Annotated in this window: 15 protein-coding genes and 1 pseudogene; 9 read left to right on the plus strand and 7 right to left on the minus strand. The window is 69.5% G+C overall.

The window, feature by feature from the left end; all coding sequences use genetic code 11:
• Positions 1 to 128: 128 nt before the first annotated feature.
• Positions 129 to 338, plus strand: a pseudogene (locus tag ACH34W_RS21305) (arginase family protein); the annotation flags it as partial.
• Between the two features lie 297 nt (positions 339 to 635).
• On the opposite strand, the gene ACH34W_RS21310 reads toward ACH34W_RS21305, so the two are convergent.
• Positions 636 to 2,228 (minus strand): serine/threonine-protein kinase, encoded by a 1,593-nt coding sequence (locus tag ACH34W_RS21310; RefSeq protein ID WP_395962676.1) that lies wholly within the window; start codon positions 2,226 to 2,228, stop codon positions 636 to 638.
• A 76-nt stretch (positions 2,229 to 2,304) separates the two neighbouring features.
• On the opposite strand from ACH34W_RS21310, the gene ACH34W_RS21315 reads away from it, so the two are divergent.
• Entirely contained in the window at positions 2,305 to 2,703 is a 399-nt protein-coding gene (locus ACH34W_RS21315) for a hypothetical protein (RefSeq protein WP_395962677.1), read from the plus strand.
• A 128-nt stretch (positions 2,704 to 2,831) separates the two neighbouring features.
• On the opposite strand, the gene ACH34W_RS21320 is transcribed toward ACH34W_RS21315, so the two are convergent.
• The 3 genes from ACH34W_RS21320 to ACH34W_RS21330 are packed head-to-tail and all read right to left on the minus strand — an operon-like array spanning position 2,832 to position 5,175.
• Positions 2,832 to 3,167, minus strand: coding sequence for a hypothetical protein (locus ACH34W_RS21320; protein WP_395962678.1), 336 nt, complete (start codon positions 3,165 to 3,167; stop codon positions 2,832 to 2,834).
• Between the two features lie 60 nt (positions 3,168 to 3,227).
• Positions 3,228 to 4,793, minus strand: a complete 1,566-nt coding sequence (gene iscB / locus ACH34W_RS21325) for an RNA-guided endonuclease IscB (RefSeq protein ID WP_395962679.1) — start codon at positions 4,791 to 4,793, stop codon at positions 3,228 to 3,230.
• A 49-nt stretch (positions 4,794 to 4,842) separates the two neighbouring features.
• Positions 4,843 to 5,175, minus strand: coding sequence for a hypothetical protein (locus ACH34W_RS21330; protein WP_395962680.1), 333 nt, complete (start codon positions 5,173 to 5,175; stop codon positions 4,843 to 4,845).
• A 179-nt stretch (positions 5,176 to 5,354) separates the two neighbouring features.
• On the opposite strand from ACH34W_RS21330, the gene ACH34W_RS21335 reads away from it, so the two are divergent.
• Positions 5,355 to 6,167 carry a helix-turn-helix transcriptional regulator gene (locus tag ACH34W_RS21335; protein ID WP_395962681.1) on the plus strand — a complete coding sequence of 271 codons (813 nt, stop codon included), beginning with the start codon at positions 5,355 to 5,357 and terminating at the stop codon, positions 6,165 to 6,167.
• Positions 6,164 to 6,424: a DUF397 domain-containing protein gene (locus tag ACH34W_RS21340; protein WP_395962682.1), complete on the plus strand. Its 261-nt coding sequence runs from the start codon at positions 6,164 to 6,166 to the stop codon at positions 6,422 to 6,424. Before ACH34W_RS21335 ends, ACH34W_RS21340 begins: the two co-directional genes overlap by 4 nt.
• A 72-nt stretch (positions 6,425 to 6,496) precedes the next feature.
• Here ACH34W_RS21340 and ACH34W_RS21345 read toward each other — a convergent pair whose 3' ends face one another.
• Positions 6,497 to 6,679 carry a hypothetical protein gene (locus ACH34W_RS21345; protein WP_395962684.1) on the minus strand — a complete coding sequence of 61 codons (183 nt, stop codon included), beginning with the start codon at positions 6,677 to 6,679 and terminating at the stop codon, positions 6,497 to 6,499.
• Positions 6,680 to 6,821: 142 nt separating this feature from the next.
• Here ACH34W_RS21345 and ACH34W_RS21350 point away from each other — a divergent pair, with 142 nt between their 5' ends.
• Complete coding sequence (locus tag ACH34W_RS21350) at positions 6,822 to 7,958, plus strand: S1 family peptidase (protein WP_395962685.1); 1,137 nt, start codon at positions 6,822 to 6,824, stop codon at positions 7,956 to 7,958.
• 4 nt (positions 7,959 to 7,962) lie between these two features.
• Here the strand turns inward: ACH34W_RS21350 and ACH34W_RS21355 are convergent, their stop codons facing one another.
• Complete coding sequence (locus tag ACH34W_RS21355; protein ID WP_395962686.1) at positions 7,963 to 8,628, minus strand: response regulator; 666 nt, start codon at positions 8,626 to 8,628, stop codon at positions 7,963 to 7,965.
• Positions 8,625 to 10,208 carry an ATP-binding protein gene (locus ACH34W_RS21360; protein ID WP_395962687.1) on the minus strand — a complete coding sequence of 528 codons (1,584 nt, stop codon included), beginning with the start codon at positions 10,206 to 10,208 and terminating at the stop codon, positions 8,625 to 8,627. The genes ACH34W_RS21355 and ACH34W_RS21360 overlap by 4 nt, the downstream gene beginning before the upstream one ends.
• 105 nt (positions 10,209 to 10,313) lie before the next feature.
• On the opposite strand from ACH34W_RS21360, the gene ACH34W_RS21365 reads away from it, so the two are divergent.
• The 4 genes from ACH34W_RS21365 to ACH34W_RS21380 are packed head-to-tail and all read left to right on the plus strand — an operon-like array spanning position 10,314 to position 14,411.
• Positions 10,314 to 11,321 carry a Bug family tripartite tricarboxylate transporter substrate binding protein gene (locus ACH34W_RS21365; protein WP_395962688.1) on the plus strand — a complete coding sequence of 336 codons (1,008 nt, stop codon included), beginning with the start codon at positions 10,314 to 10,316 and terminating at the stop codon, positions 11,319 to 11,321.
• Positions 11,321 to 11,884 carry a tripartite tricarboxylate transporter TctB family protein gene (locus ACH34W_RS21370; protein ID WP_395962689.1) on the plus strand — a complete coding sequence of 188 codons (564 nt, stop codon included), beginning with the start codon at positions 11,321 to 11,323 and terminating at the stop codon, positions 11,882 to 11,884. Before ACH34W_RS21365 ends, ACH34W_RS21370 begins: the two co-directional genes overlap by 1 nt.
• Positions 11,884 to 13,371, plus strand: coding sequence for a tripartite tricarboxylate transporter permease (locus ACH34W_RS21375; RefSeq protein WP_395962690.1), 1,488 nt, complete (start codon positions 11,884 to 11,886; stop codon positions 13,369 to 13,371). Before ACH34W_RS21370 ends, ACH34W_RS21375 begins: the two co-directional genes overlap by 1 nt.
• Complete coding sequence (locus ACH34W_RS21380; RefSeq protein WP_395962691.1) at positions 13,368 to 14,411, plus strand: DUF475 domain-containing protein; 1,044 nt, start codon at positions 13,368 to 13,370, stop codon at positions 14,409 to 14,411. Before ACH34W_RS21375 ends, ACH34W_RS21380 begins: the two co-directional genes overlap by 4 nt.
• The last annotated feature ends 2 nt before the right edge of the window (positions 14,412 to 14,413 follow it).

The raw sequence follows: 14,413 nt of genomic DNA on the forward strand, positions 1-14,413 counted from the left end.
GCGGGGGCCGCACCACCACAGTTCGGTGCCGGAGATGCCGGGGCGGACACTGGGGCGGGGTTGATCCGAGGTTTATGCGGCTGCATTCGACGTGCTCGACCCGGGGTTCGCCCCAGGGACAGGGACACCCGAGCCCGGGGGGCCTTGCGCCGGTCGACCTGCTCAGAGCCGTTCGCCGGATCGCCCTGGAGGCCAAATTGGTGGCGCTCGACGTCACCGAGGTCTGCCCCCCGTACGACCACGCCGACCTGACGGTCAACAACGCCCATCGGCTGATCTGGGAGATACTCGCCGGCCTGGCCTACAAGAAGCACGTCACGGCGAGGCCGCAGTCATGACGGTCGTCGCCGCGAACAGCGGATCCCTCAGCCCGCTCGGCGCGTGCAGCGCCCGGCGGGCACAGCTCACACCCGAACGATGCGCACGGCTCCCGCCAGGAACTCCGGGTCCAACCTGCGCCTCTTGACTCCCACGACCCAACCTTCTCTCCAGGTCCGGTCTCCACGGAACTACGAGGGGAAGGGCAATTGCGCCGAAGCGCCAGGCTGATCAGATGGTGACCAGCACAGCGGCGGAAAGCGAGGGGCTCACCGTTGGGGGGTCACGTTTCCGCCAGGCCCGGGCGGGCCACTGACTTAGCCGATGCGGCGGAGGGTGCCGCTGACAGTGTCGTTCTCCACCTCGAAATGGAGAGTGTCGCCGTCGGTCAGCGTGAGCGTTTGGCCTCCGGTGTTGAACTTGCAGGAGAGGAACGATGGGTCACTGATCCTGGCGTCGATCGAGATGGACCGGTCGTCGGCCGATTCGAGCCTGGCCACCAAATCGCATTGGATCCTGCGGTCTGTGAAGCGCTCGGTGACCACATCGCTGCCGATCTTTCCCCGCCGGATGACGAAGCGAAGGGTCTCGTCGTCCGTGCTGGGGCCCTGCCAGGTGCCGATGAACGCAGGCGGGACGGTAGTCCTTCGCGGTGAAGGCTTCGGGGTGGAGGTGGGCGAAGCCTTGAGTGTGGAGGGTGTGATGCTCGGGGTGGTCACGCCTGGCTTTCTCGTCCCACTCGGTTTGGAGGCGGGTGGGTCCTCGTCGCGGAAGCTCGCCGCGAACGACACCGTGGCGAACACCGCCAGCGGCGCCAGCACCGCCCCCGCGATCACCAGGCCCCGGGAACGGTGGAGACGCGGGACAGCCGGGAGTGGGTCTGTCTGAGCGGGCGCCGGGACGGCTCGTGAGCCCGAGGTGGGCGGGTCGAGGGGTGGATCGTCCGGGGGCCTTGAGGGAGGTGGCGGGCGGAGAGCCGTCCGGCGATCGTGTGTCCTGGGGCCGCTGGTTTCGGGAGCCTCCTGGTCGAGCAGCGCGACGGCATGGCGGCCCAGCATGTCCATCACCGCTCCCGGGAGCCAGTGGCGGCTGGTGGGGGTCAGGCCGGCCCGATCGATGACCTCCTGGGGGGACGGACGCGCCGAGGGGTCTTTGGCCAGGCACGACTCGACCAGTTCGCGCATGGGGCCGACCAGGCCGTTCAGGTCGGGCTCTGCCGAGGCGATTCTCATCATCAGCGCGTGCAGGCCGCTGTCGGCCGTCGCGAACGGCAGGCGTCCCGTCGCCGCGTACGCCAGCACCGACCCCAGCGAGAAGACGTCGCTGGCGGGAGCCACCCGCTCGCCCCGGACCTGCTCGGGTGACATGAAGGCGGGGGTCCCGATGACCGCTCCGGTGGGGGTGGCGATGCTGGAGTCCATGGCTCGCGCGATTCCAAAGTCGATCACGCGCGGGCCGTCCAGGGTCAGCAGCACGTTGGTCGGCTTGAGGTCGCGGTGCACCAGCCCCCGTTCGTGGATCGCGCGCAGCGCTCCGCCTAGCCCGGCGGCCAGCGTGCCCAGCGACCGTTCAGGTAGTGGGCCGATCCTGCCGTCCACCACCTCCCGCAGGGTGGGACCCGCGATGTACGCCGTGGCCAGCCACGGGATCGCCGCATCGGTGTCTGCGTCCAGAACCCGCGCGGTGAACTCCCCACCCACCTTCCGGGCCGCACGCACCTCATGCCGGAACCGGCGACGGAATTCGGGGTCACGGGCGAGTTCCGCGTGCACCAACTTGATGGCCACGGTCCGCCCGCCCGCAGAGCGCCCCACGAAAACGGTCCCCATGCCGCCCGCGCCCAGCCTGGCCAGTACCCGGTAGGTGCCGACCTGGCGCGGATCGCCAGGCTGGAGGGGCTGCGTGGCCACGTCCGTGCCTCCTCGAACCCGGGGACTCTCACGCGACTCGCCAAAGAGCCTAACCCGGCGTTTCGGCCGTCTCCGGGTGCGGTTCTGGGGCTGGGCGACTGAGTTCACCGACGCCGACACCCGCACCGTGGCGGCGATCGACACCACCATCACCGACTGGGCGACCGTCCACGGCGACCTTGGGTGGGTGAACGTGTGCGGGCCGAACTTGACGATCATCGACTGGGAGAGCTGGGGACGGGGCCCTGCCGCACTCGACGCCGTGTCCCTGTGGGCCGCATCCATGCGGGTTCCCGTCCTAGCCGACAAGGTCGCCGAGGTTTTCGCGGACGTGCTGTCCGCCAGGACCGGGCAGCTCACCCGACTCATGATGTGCGCCAACGTAGCCCGCGCCTTCAAGCGGACCGGGCGGAAAGGTCCACTGACCGACCCGATGGAGGAAGCCGCCGCAGAGCTGCTCGACCGGTTGGGGTGACCCGGAACGGCGGTTGGTTCGCGGGACGCGCCGTCCGTACCCGCAGGTTCGCACCCCTGAGGGCGCGAGGGGCCACTGGCGCCGCGCCAAGGCCGGGCTCGGTCCGCATACCGATCACCATGCCAAGGTCACGGGGCGCGGCGGCCCGTGAAGGGGATCGGGTCAATCTCTGCTCTTCCGGGGTGCGGGTTCGTGCCCCTTTCCGAGGCGTTACCGGTGGGCGGCGGCCGGGTCTGGGCGGCTTCCACGGCGGCGTGGAGGGATGTCGGGTCCCGGCGGGAGATCTCGGCGCCGCGTGGCCCCAGCGCGGTCCACCGGGAGGTGCCGGGATCGTGCAGGAACGCCCATCCATACGGCCCAAAGCGAGCACGGAGGCGGTGCAGGATGGTCACGGCGTCCGGCGGCCGTTCCTCCACTTTCTGGAGGTTGTACGCGCCGGTGCGCGGATCACGCGGCTCGTTCATTGGACACCGACAGCGTGGAGACCCCGTCCTTCGGGGCCGGGGGAAACGGGGCACGGTGCGTCACGTGGTCGTCCTTTCTGCCTGCGTGGTGTAGGCGTAGCCGTCGGCTCGTTGGAGGAGTCGGAGGTGGCGGTGGTGGATGCCTTGGGCGGTGCGGTGGTGGGTGGTGATGTTGAACTTTCCGGTGGCGCGGACGGCGACGCGGCCGGTGTGGGTGCCCTTGTTCTTGCCGGTGGGGACGGCTGCGCGGACCAGGTCGCCGGTCTGGTAGCCGAAGAAGGTTTTGGTGCGGGGCATCCTCAGGCGGGGGAAGCCGTGCTTGTCGGTGCGGGTTCGTGCGTGTGTGCCGCGCCCGGTGCATCCGGCGACCAGAACCAGGCCCACTACTTGGGTGATGGTGTCGAGTTTGCCCACGCACAGCGCGTCAAGGGTGTGGGATTTGGGAAGGCCCGCCAGGGTGCGGTTCCATTTCGTTCTGCCGCCTGTGGCGGTGTGGGTGGGCAGCCGCTGATCCAGCGCGCGCCACAGCGCCCACCGGGTGGCGTTGACGGCGGCGGCGTCACCCAGCGGCGTCTTGGCCTGCGCTAGTACCCGGGCCAGGACCTTGGGCCTGGCCGCCAGGAACTCGGCCACCGGCCGGTTGGACTTGGCCTGGTTGCAGGGGATGCAGGCCAGCGTCAAGTTCGACACCCGATCCGACCCGCCTCTGCTGCGTGGGTGGATGTGGTCGATGTTGAGCGGCACGTTCTGCGCGCCGCAGTAGGCGCAGGCTCGCCCCCACTTGGCCAGGAGGTATTCGCGGGTCTCGTAGCCGTGCAGGGTGCCCTGCTGGTACTGCACGCCCTCCAGCGGCCGCCCGGCGCTGAGCAGGTGAGTGTCGAACGCGACGCGCTCCACGTGCACCGTCTGGACGGGGGCCCAGCGGGCGAGCCGGTCCATCCACGACACGGTGGTGTCCACCCGGTGCTTGAGGGACGGCGCCAGCCACCCCTGCGGCCTGGCCCGATTCAGGAACCGGGGCGCGCGGTAGCGCAGGTTCGCCGACCGGCGCCGCCGCCGGTAGGCGGCGCGCTGTGCCATTTTCTTGCTGATGAGCGCGCCCCGGTGGTTCAACTGGATGCTGTACCGGCCGCGCCGCTGGCCGCCTCGGGCGGTGAACACCGCGATACCGGTGTGCTTGCTCCCCGGGTCGATCCCGACCTCGACCCCGTCGACCTGCGAGGAGGCGGCGGTGCGGTCTTTCAACCGGATGACGAATGGGGTGTGCCGGTGCACGACCGCCCGGCCCTTGCCCAGCAGTTCCCGCGCTCTTGCCGGGTGGCACGGTTGCAGCGGTGTCCCGTGTCTGTCCAGCACGAACACCGACGCATGACCGGCAGATGGTGATGGGTGCCGCTCACGCGGCATCTCCCCAGCCTGATGGTTGGGGGTGACGCCACCGCCGCCAGGTGAGGCGGCGGTGGTCTCTCCTCGCACATGTTCCACGCCGGTGCCCTCGCCGTGGGCGGGGGGCCGGTGTCCCGTTTCGTCCCCGATCCGGGGGATGTCTGCTGACACCGGTTCCAGAGCCGCCCGCTGGAGAAGCACGGACGGGTGGGTCTGCTCACCCACATGAAACGTAGCCAACCAGTTCACCTCCAAAGTGCGTGTTGGCTTGTGCTGGTAACGACGGCCCTCAGCCACACGGACTGAAAGCCCCCTCCTCGGGGAGGGGGATCCCGTTACGACCTGGTCCCCGCAACATCTCGACGATCTTGTCTGCGACGGCATCCGGTTCGGTCACCTCACCCAGGCGTGTGCATCCGTTGGTGCAGAACACCAGCCGTTCGGCGCCCTTGGGCTGGTGGCAGAACACCAGCACGCACCGCATCGACCAGCCGGCCGACGCGGTCAGGCCGGGGAACGCGGTGACAAGGTCAATTTCGGCCTTTACCTTCCGGACGCGGAGCGATTCGGCTAGGGCCCTCACGCGCTGCTCGACCTGGGTGTGCCTGGCGGTGTTGATCACGACTCGCCTCCACGTACGGCCAGGACCCGCAGCACGGCCTGTACGGCTATCAGCTTTTCCGACCTCGCTGTGATCTCGTCGTCACTTTTCGTGAACATGGCTCAAGCCTTGCCTCGCAGCCTTAGAGTCCGGAAGAACGTGAGCGTCTACAGAGCCGCTGTATCCATCAGGAGCCGCCGATGGAGTCCGAAGAGCGCAACTTCGACCCGAAAGCGAGCTGTGCCGCCGCGTATGTGCAGCGCATGCGCCGTTACCGGGAACGCGACGGCGTGAGCCAGACCGAGGTCGGCGCGGCCTGCACCGTGTCGCCCAAGACGATCTCCGCGATCGAGAATCTCCGCCGCCTGCCCACCCTCGACGTGAGTGCCAAGCTCGACCGCCTGTACGAGGTCGAGTACTTCGAGGAGCAGTACTGGCACGTCATCCGCGAGGCCGGATGGTCGCTGACCTTCCAGAACTACTCCGAGCAGGAGGCTCAGGCCGACTCCGTCCGCGTCTACGATCCGCTGAACGTTCCAGGCCTGTTTCAGAACGAGCATTACGCCCGGCATGTGCTGCGGGCGGGGCAACGCCCGGACACGCTGGACCAGGCGGTCGCCGCCCGGATGGGACGCCAGGACATCCTGCACCGCGAGGAACCACCGTTCATTACAGCGTTGATCAGGGAAGCGGTGCTGCGCGAACCGGTCGGCGGCCCTGAGGCGATGCGCGAGCAGCTCGCCTACCTGCTCAAGATGGCCCAGGAACCCCGCAACACCGTGCAGATCATCCCCAGCGGCGCCCCCGTCTACGTGCCCAGCGGCTTCACCATCCTCGGCTTCGCGGAGGGCAACGACGTCGCCTTCGTGGAGGGCGCTGAAGGGCTGGGCCAGGTGGTCGCACGACCCACCGACGTGCATCGCCTAGCGGTACGCTTCGACATGATCGGGGGTGAAGCGCTCCCGGTCGGCGAGTCCGAAATGCTGATCAAATCCATCAGGGAGGCGCTGTGAACCGCCCCACCCCGCACTGGCGTAAGTCGAGCTACTCGGGCCAGGACTCCAGCAGCACCTGCGTCGAAGTCGCCGCCCTGTGGCGCAAGTCGAGCTATTCGGGCCAGGAGTCCAGCAGCACCTGCGTCGAAGTCGCCGCGCTGGACCCGGTGATCGGCCTCCGCGACTCCAAGGACCCCGACGGCCCCCACCTGCACGTCACCCGCCCGGCCTTCGCCGCCCTCCTCACCCAGATCAAGTCGCGCCACAGAGAATGATCACGCGACGGCGGGGCCACGACCGCGAACGGGCTTCAGAGCCCGGCGGAGTATTGGAAGATCGCGAATAGATCAGTTGTCGCTGTGGGTGACCATTCGATCTTCACTCGGGTTCGCCCAGCAGGAAGCGCCTGACCTTTTCATGGGACGTCGCACTGCGGCCTCCCATTCCCGGAAATCCGCGTACATCGCCTCCGCTTCGGCCTCCTCGAAGTCGTCGGCTGATGCGCGGCGTTCGGTCGGCTGTGCGCTCACGTGCGAAAGCGTACCTCTGGCCCACGCCGCAGTCCGGTCGGTGTGACCTGCGGCCAAGCCGAGCTGCCTGACATCTTGAACCTTCTCGTCCACGAGCGCCGTATCTGTCGGGTGGAGATCGATCCCAGAGTCTGGAGGGCTCATGAGGAATCGGAACGCCACCAGGCAAGGACGTCTGCGCACCGTGGCCCTGGCTGGCGCCGCGGTTGCAGGGGGGACCGGCCTCGTGGCCGGTTCGCTGTACGCGGTGAACGGCGGCGAACTGCCGGGCCGGTCTGCGAAGAGCGCCTCACTGGCGGGCGACACCACGAGAGCACGCACGAATCAGCCGTCCCCGAACGACGCCGCGACCACGGCCGCCAGGGCGGCCCGGCAGCTCGGCGCGCGTACGCTGGGCACCTATCTCGACGCCTCGGGCCGCCCGGTCGTCACGGTCACCAACGCTGCGGACGCCGCCATGGTCCGCGCTGCGGGGGTGACGCCCAAGATGTCCACCCGCAGCCCGAGCACGCTGAGAGGGATCACCAACACACTGCGGCGCACGATGACCGTCCCGGGCACCGGCTGGACCGTCGATCCCGCCACGAGCCAAGTGGTGATGTGGACGGACGGGACGGTCACCGGGACGCGACTGGCCGCCGTCCGCCGGACGGCTCGGCAAATGGGTCCGGCCGTGCAGATGGTTCGCATACCAGGGCGGCTCAGCACGTTCGCGGCCGGCGGCGACGCCATCTTCGGGCAGGGCTCGCGTTGTTCGCTGGGCTTCAACGTGCGCCGCGGCCAGGAGAGCTTCTTCCTGACCGCCGGGCACTGCGGCAACGCCGTACGGAACTGGACCGCTGACCAGCAGGGAGGTCAGCCGCTCGGCACGACGGTGGACAGCAGCTTCCCGGGGGACGACTTCGCGCTCGTCCGATCTGAGGAGGGCGCCGCCGGAGAGGGCGAAGTCAACCTGTTCAACGGGCAGAGCCGGGACATCACCGAGGCCGGTGAGGCAGTCGTCGGCCAGAACGTCGTCCGCAGCGGCAGCACCACCGGGGTCAACACCGGCCGGGTCACCGCGGTCGACGCCACGGTGAACTTCCCTGAGGGAACGGTCACGGGCATGATCCAGACCACCGTGTGCGCGGAGCCCGGCGACAGCGGTGGACCGCTGTTCAGCGGCACCACCGCGCTGGGGCTGACCTCCGGCGGCGCGGGCGACTGCCAATCCGGCGGCATCACCTTCTTCCAGCCGGTCACCGAGCCGCTCCAGAGGTTCGGCGTCGACGTCTTCTAGAGGACTAGGAGATCCACTGGAACAGGCGTTCTGGGCGGCCGGTGCCGTACTTGAGGGTCACCCGGGCTAGACCCGCGGATCCGAAGTACTCGAGATAGCGGCGGGTGCTCACGCGGGAGATCCCGACCAGGGACGCGCATTCGGCGGCCGACATGGGTGCGTCTGCGGCGATCAGGACGCGCTTGACCAGTTCGGCGGTCTCGGCGCTCATGCCCTTGGGAAGGGGCGGGGTGGCCGGGGCGCCGCGGTGGAGGATGCGGTCGATGTCGGCCTGGCCGCTGACGACCAGGTTGCCCAGTTCCGCTCGTTCGGCGGCGTAGCGTTCCAGGCGGACCTGGAGATCCTTGAAGTCGAAGGGCTTGAGGAGGTAGTTCACCGCGCCCTGGCGGGCGGCGGCGCGGACGGAATCGGCCTCGCGCGTGGCGCTGATGACGAGGAAGTCGCAGTTGTGGCCGCCCGCGCGCAGGCGGGTGACGACGTCCAGGCCGAAGATGTCCGGGAGGTAGAGGTCGAGGAGCACCAGGTCGGGGGACAGGGACGCGACCGCCTCGATGGTCTCCCGGCCGGTGTGGGCGGTGCCGACGACGCGGAAGCCGTCGATGCGCTCGACGAAGCCGCGGTTGATGCGGGCGACCATGAAGTCGTCGTCGACGACCAGGACGTCGATCATGGGGCGGTCTCCAGTGCTCCGACGGACATGTGGGCGGTGAAGACCGAGCCGTCGACGGAGATCTCGCCGCCGTGACGGTGGCAGACGAGCTGCGTCAGGGCCAGGCCGATGCCGCGTTCGCCGCTGCGGGCCGCCTTGGTGGTGAAGCCGCGCGCGAAGACCTCCGAGGCCAGTTCGGGGGCGACGCCGGGGCCGGAGTCCCGGACGACGATCTCGACGGCGGACGCGTCGTGCCGGAGCTCGACCTCCACCCAGGCGTCCTCGTGGCCGGCGGCGGCGTCGACGGCGTTGTCGACGAGGTTCCCGATCACGGTGGCCAGGTCGGCCGAATCCTGCGGGGGGAGCTTGTCCAGTGACGTCGGGTCCGAGATGCGCAGCTCCACCTTGCGTTCGGAGGCCAGGGACGACTTGGCCATGAGCAGCGCGGCGATCGCGGTGTCGCGGACCTTCGCGTTCAGCCTGGTGTCGAGCGACTCCCGGTGCTTCTGGAGGGCACGGACGTAGGGCACGACCGCGTCGTGGTCGCCCACCTGGATCAACCCGGAGATCACGTGGAGCTGGTTGGCGAACTCGTGGGCCTGGGCGCGCAGGAGTTCGGTGGAGCCGCGGAACGACCCGAGTTCCCGTTCGAGCTGGGCCAGCTCGGTCCGGTCGCGGAGGGTGGTGACCGAGCCGAGCGCACGGCCGCCCTGCACCACGGCCATCCGGTTGAGGACCAGTACGCGGCCCTCCCGGATGACGATCTCGTCCCGGGCGTCGCTCACCCCGGTCAGCACCTCGACGAGCCGGCTCTCCAGCCCGAAGTCGGCCAGGGCGCGGCCGAGGCAGTCGGTGGGCAGGCCGAGCAACCGCCGTCCCACGTCGTTGACCAGGGTGATCCGGTACCGCGGGTCCAGTGCGATCACGCCCTCGGCGATGCCGTGGAGCAGGGCCTCCCGATGCTCGGCCATGCCGGTGATCTCGCGTGGTTCCAGCCCCAGCGTCTGCCGCTTGATCCGGCGGGCCACCAGCAGGGAGCCGAACAGGCCGAGCGCGCTGGCGATCCCGACGTAGAGCGGCAGGTAGTGGGTCGCCCCGACCAGCCTCTCCCAGGACGTCGGCGCCGCGACCCCGATCGCCACGGTGCCGAGGCGCGTTCCGCCGTTGTCGTCCCCGTCGCCCAGCACCGGGATCTGGGCCGTCAGCTCGCGTGATCCGTTCACGGTGAGGTAGCCGGACCAGCCGCGGCCGGGTACACCCCCGAGGGGGAGCCGCGTGCCGGTCAGCGTCGGATCGGTGGAGCTGAGGACGACCCCCCGGGCGTCCGCGACCGTCACCGAGGTGACACCGGTGTTCAGCCGGGTCGACTGCACGAGCGTGGCGAGCACCGTGCTGGGGAACCCCTCCGCGAGCTGGGTGCGGACCAGCGGGTTCCACGCGAACTGCTCGGCGAGCGCGGTCACCCGGCGCTTCTCGACGTCGTCGAACGTGGCCGAAGACTGGGCGAGGGAGATCGCCCCGACGGCCACGAGCACGACGGCCACGATCGCGAGCTGGAGCGCGAACAGCTCGCCCGCAAGCGTCCGAGGGCGGAGTCTCACGACCATTAGTTACACAATCTCCGCAGGTCACAGAAGGCTATGTGGCGTCCGCCACACTACACATACTCGGTGCTCCCACCCCAAAAGAGTCGAAGGGACCCGACGATGGGTATTCACCTCACCGTCCGGCTCGGCGCGCTGGCCGCCGCTGCGATGCTCACACTCGGCGCCTGCGGCGCGACCGCAGGCAAGGACGACGCCAAGGGCGGCGGCAAGGGCGGCACCCTCACCGGGCTGCGGATCATGGTGCCGAACACTCCCGGCGGCGGGTACGACACCACCGCCCGGACGGCCGCCAAGGTCATGGCGGACACCAAGATCGCCAACACGGTCCAGGTGTTCAACCTGCCGGGCGCGGGCGGCACCGTCGGCCTGCAGCGCACGGTCAACGAGAAGGGCAACGGCAAGCTCGCCATGCAGATGGGCCTCGGCGTCGTGGGCGCGTCCTACACCGCCAAGTCGAAGGCCAGGCTGACCGAGACCACGCCGCTCGCCAAGATGATCGAGGAGGCCGGCGCGATCGTCGTGCCCAAGGACTCTCCCTACAAGACCATCGGCGATCTCGTCGCGGCCTGGAAGAAGAACCCGAAGAAGATGGCCGTTGGCGGCGGCTCCTCGCCCGGCGGGCCGGACCACCTGCTGCCCATGCAGCTGGCCAAGACCGTCGGCATCGACCCCAAGCAGGTCAACTACGTCTCCTACGACGGCGGCGGTGAGCTCCTCCCGGCCCTGCTCGGCAACAAGATCGCCTTCGGTGCCAGTGGCTTCGGCGAGTTCCTCGACCAGGTCGAGGCCGGCCAGATCCGGGTGCTGGCGGTGACCAGCGCGGCGCCGATCGACGTCCTCAAGGACGTCCCGACGCTCAAGGCCTCCGGCGTCGACCTGGTCTTCACCAACTGGCGCGGCATCGTCGCCCCGCCCGGGATCAGCCAGGACGACAAGCAGGCGTGGATCGACGCGCTGACCCGGATGCACGACTCGAAGGAGTGGAAGGCCGAGCTGGCCAAGCGCGGCTGGACCGACTCGTTCGTCACCGGCGACCAGTTCGGGACGTTCCTCACCCAGCAGGACCAGGCCGTCGCCGGCATCCTCAAGCAGCTGGGGCTGGCCTGATGGACACGGACACGGACACCGACACCACGGACACCATGGACACCACGGACACCGAGGAGACGGCGCCTGCCGCACGCCCCGGGACGGACCGGGCGCAGTACGGGGTCTGCGCGTTCCTCGCGGGGCTCGGCATCCTGGTGATCGTGGACGCGACCGGCATCCCGAACACCGTGTCGTCCACCGATCTGCTGGGGCCCCGGCCTGTTCCACTGCTCCTCGGAGCGCTCCTGCTCGGCGTCTCCGTCCTGTACGGGATCGACGTGGCGCGCGGCGGCCGGGGCGAGCCGGAGCACGGCGAGGACATCGACCTCGCGTCGCCGATCGACTGGCGGACGGTCCTGCTGCTCATCGGCGCCTTCGCCGCCAACGCGGTCCTCATCGAACGGCTCGGCTGGGTGATCAGCGGCGGTCTGCTGTTCTGGGGTGCGGCGTTCGCGCTCGGCAGCCGCCGGTACGTGCTGACCGCGGCGATCTCCGCGGCCCTCTCGCTGGGCACGTTCTACGCGTTCGCGATCGGGCTCGGCGTGAACCTGCCCGCCGGAGTGCTGCAGGGGATCCTGTGATGGGTGATCTCGCCAACCTCCTCGACGGCTTCGCCCACGTCGCCACCCCGACCAACCTGCTGATGGCCTTCCTGGGCGTGCTGATCGGCACCGCCGTGGGCGTGCTGCCCGGCATCGGCCCGGCGATGACCGTCGCGCTGCTCCTGCCGGTGACCTACGGGATGGGGCCGGTCCAGGCGTTCATCCTGTTCGCGGGGATCTACTACGGCGGCATGTACGGCGGGTCGACCACCTCGATCCTGCTCAACACGCCGGGCGAGTCGTCCTCGGTCGTCACCGCGATCGAGGGCAACAAGATGGCCAAGGCCGGGCGGGCCGCGCAGGCGCTCGCCACCGCCGCGATCGGGTCGTTCGTGGCCGGGACGATCGCCACCCTGCTCCTGGTGGTCGTCACGCCGCTGGTGGTGCGGTTCGCGGTCAGCCTGGGCGCCCCCGACTATTTCGCGATCATGCTGCTGGCGTTCGTCGCGGTCTCGGCCGTGCTGGGCTCCTCGCGGCTGCGCGGCCTGGTGTCCCTGCTGGTCGGGCTGGTCATCGCACTGATCGGCATCGACGGGGTGTCCGGGCAGCAACGGCTGACCTTCGGCGTTCCGCAGCTGGCCGACGGGCTGGACGTCGTCGTCGTGGCCGTGGGGATCTTCGCCGTCGGCGAGGCGCTGTGGGTCGCGGCGCACCTGCGGCGCAAGGTCGGCGAGGTGATCCCGGTCGGGCGGGCCTGGATGGGCCGCGAGGACTGGCGGCGCTCCTGGCGGCCCTGGCTGCGCGGCACCGCCCTCGGCTTCCCGTTCGGCGCCGTGCCGGCGGGCGGCGCGGAGATCCCGACCTTCCTGTCGTACGCGGCCGAGAAGAAGCTGGCCAAGCACCACGACGAGTTCGGGAGAGGCGCGATCGAGGGCGTGGCCGGCCCGGAGGCCGCCAACAACGCCTCGGCGGCCGGCACCCTCGTGCCGATGCTCGCGATCGGGCTGCCGACCACGGCCGTCTCGGCGGTCATGCTGGCCGCGTTCGAGTCCCACGGGATCCAGCCGGGACCGCTGCTGTTCGATCGCCAGCCCGAGCTGGTCTGGACATTGATCGCCAGCCTGTTCGTCGGCAACCTCATGCTGCTCGTGCTCAACCTGCCGCTCGCGCCGCTGTGGGCGAAGCTGCTGCGCGTTCCCCGCCCGTACCTGTACGCCGGAATCCTGTTCTTCGCCTCCATGGGGGCCTATGCCGTCAACTCCCAGCCGTTCGACCTGTTCATCCTGCTGGTCCTGGGACTTCTGGGGTTCGGCATGCGGCGGTTCGGGTTCCCGGTCCTGCCGCTCATCGTGGGCGTCATCCTCGGCCCGCGAGCCGAACTGCAGGGCAGGCGCGCGCTCCAGCTGTCCGGCGGCGACCTGTCGGGGCTGCTGGGCGGGCCGGTGTCCTACACCGTCTACGGCCTGATCGTCCTGCTCCTCGCCTGGCCCCTGATCAGGCTCGTCGTCCGGAAGGCGAACTCATGATCTTTCGTACGTTCGGCTGGTCGTTCGCCCTGACCGCCGTAGGCCTGGCCGCCGCCCTGGCCTACGGCGGTACGGCGGGGCTGGCGGTGGTGACCGTCCTGGTGGTCCTGGAGATCTCGCTGTCGTTCGACAACGCGGTCGTCAACGCCAAGGTGCTGGAACGCATGTCAGCGTTCTGGCAGAGGATCTTCCTGACCGTCGGCATCGCGATCGCCGTGTTCGGCATGCGGTTGGTGTTCCCGGTCGCGATCGTCGCGGTCACCACCGGGCTGGGGCCGGTCGAGGCGGTGCGCCTGGCGCTGAACGACCACGAGGCCTACCAGGCGTCCATGGAGAGCGCCTACCCGATGATCGCGGCCTTCGGCGGCGTCTTCCTGCTGATGATCTTCCTGGACTGGCTGTTCGACGAGCGAGAGGAACAGTGGCTGGCCCTGCTAGAGGTACCGCTAGCCCGGCTCGGCAAGCTCGACCAGCTCTCGGTGATCATCGCGGGCACGGCCCTCGCGGGTGTCGCCGGGCTCTGGGCCCCCGAGGGAGAGCGGGCCTCCGTGCTGATCGCCGGAATGCTCGGGCTCGTCGCCTACCTCCTGGTGAACGGTCTCGGAAATCTCTTCGACTCCGCCGCCTCGGACACGGGCTCGGGCCCATCGAGGCCTGCCACGGTCGTCGGCAAGGCCGCGTTCTTCCTCTTCCTCTATCTGGAGGTACTGGACGCGTCGTTCTCCTTCGACGGGGTGATCGGCGCGTTCGCGATCTCCACGGACCCGATCGTCATCGCCCTCGGCCTGGGCATCGGCGCGATCTACATCCGCTCGATCACCGTCTTCCTGATCCGCAAGGGCACCCTCCAGCGCTACGCCTACCTCGAACACGGTGCCCACTGGGCCATCGGAACCCTCGCCGCCTGCATGCTGGTCGGCATCGTGTCCCACGTCCCCGAATGGATCACTGGCGGCCTCGGCGCCGGCATGATCATCCTCGCCTTCGCCACCTCCATCCTCCGCAACCGCCGAGCCGACCCCGCCCCAGCCACCACCTGAAC

Origin of the sequence: Actinomadura sp. 6N118 (assembly GCF_044326415.1) — a bacterium.
In the GTDB taxonomy this organism is placed as follows: Bacteria; Actinomycetota; Actinomycetes; order Streptosporangiales; family Streptosporangiaceae; genus Spirillospora.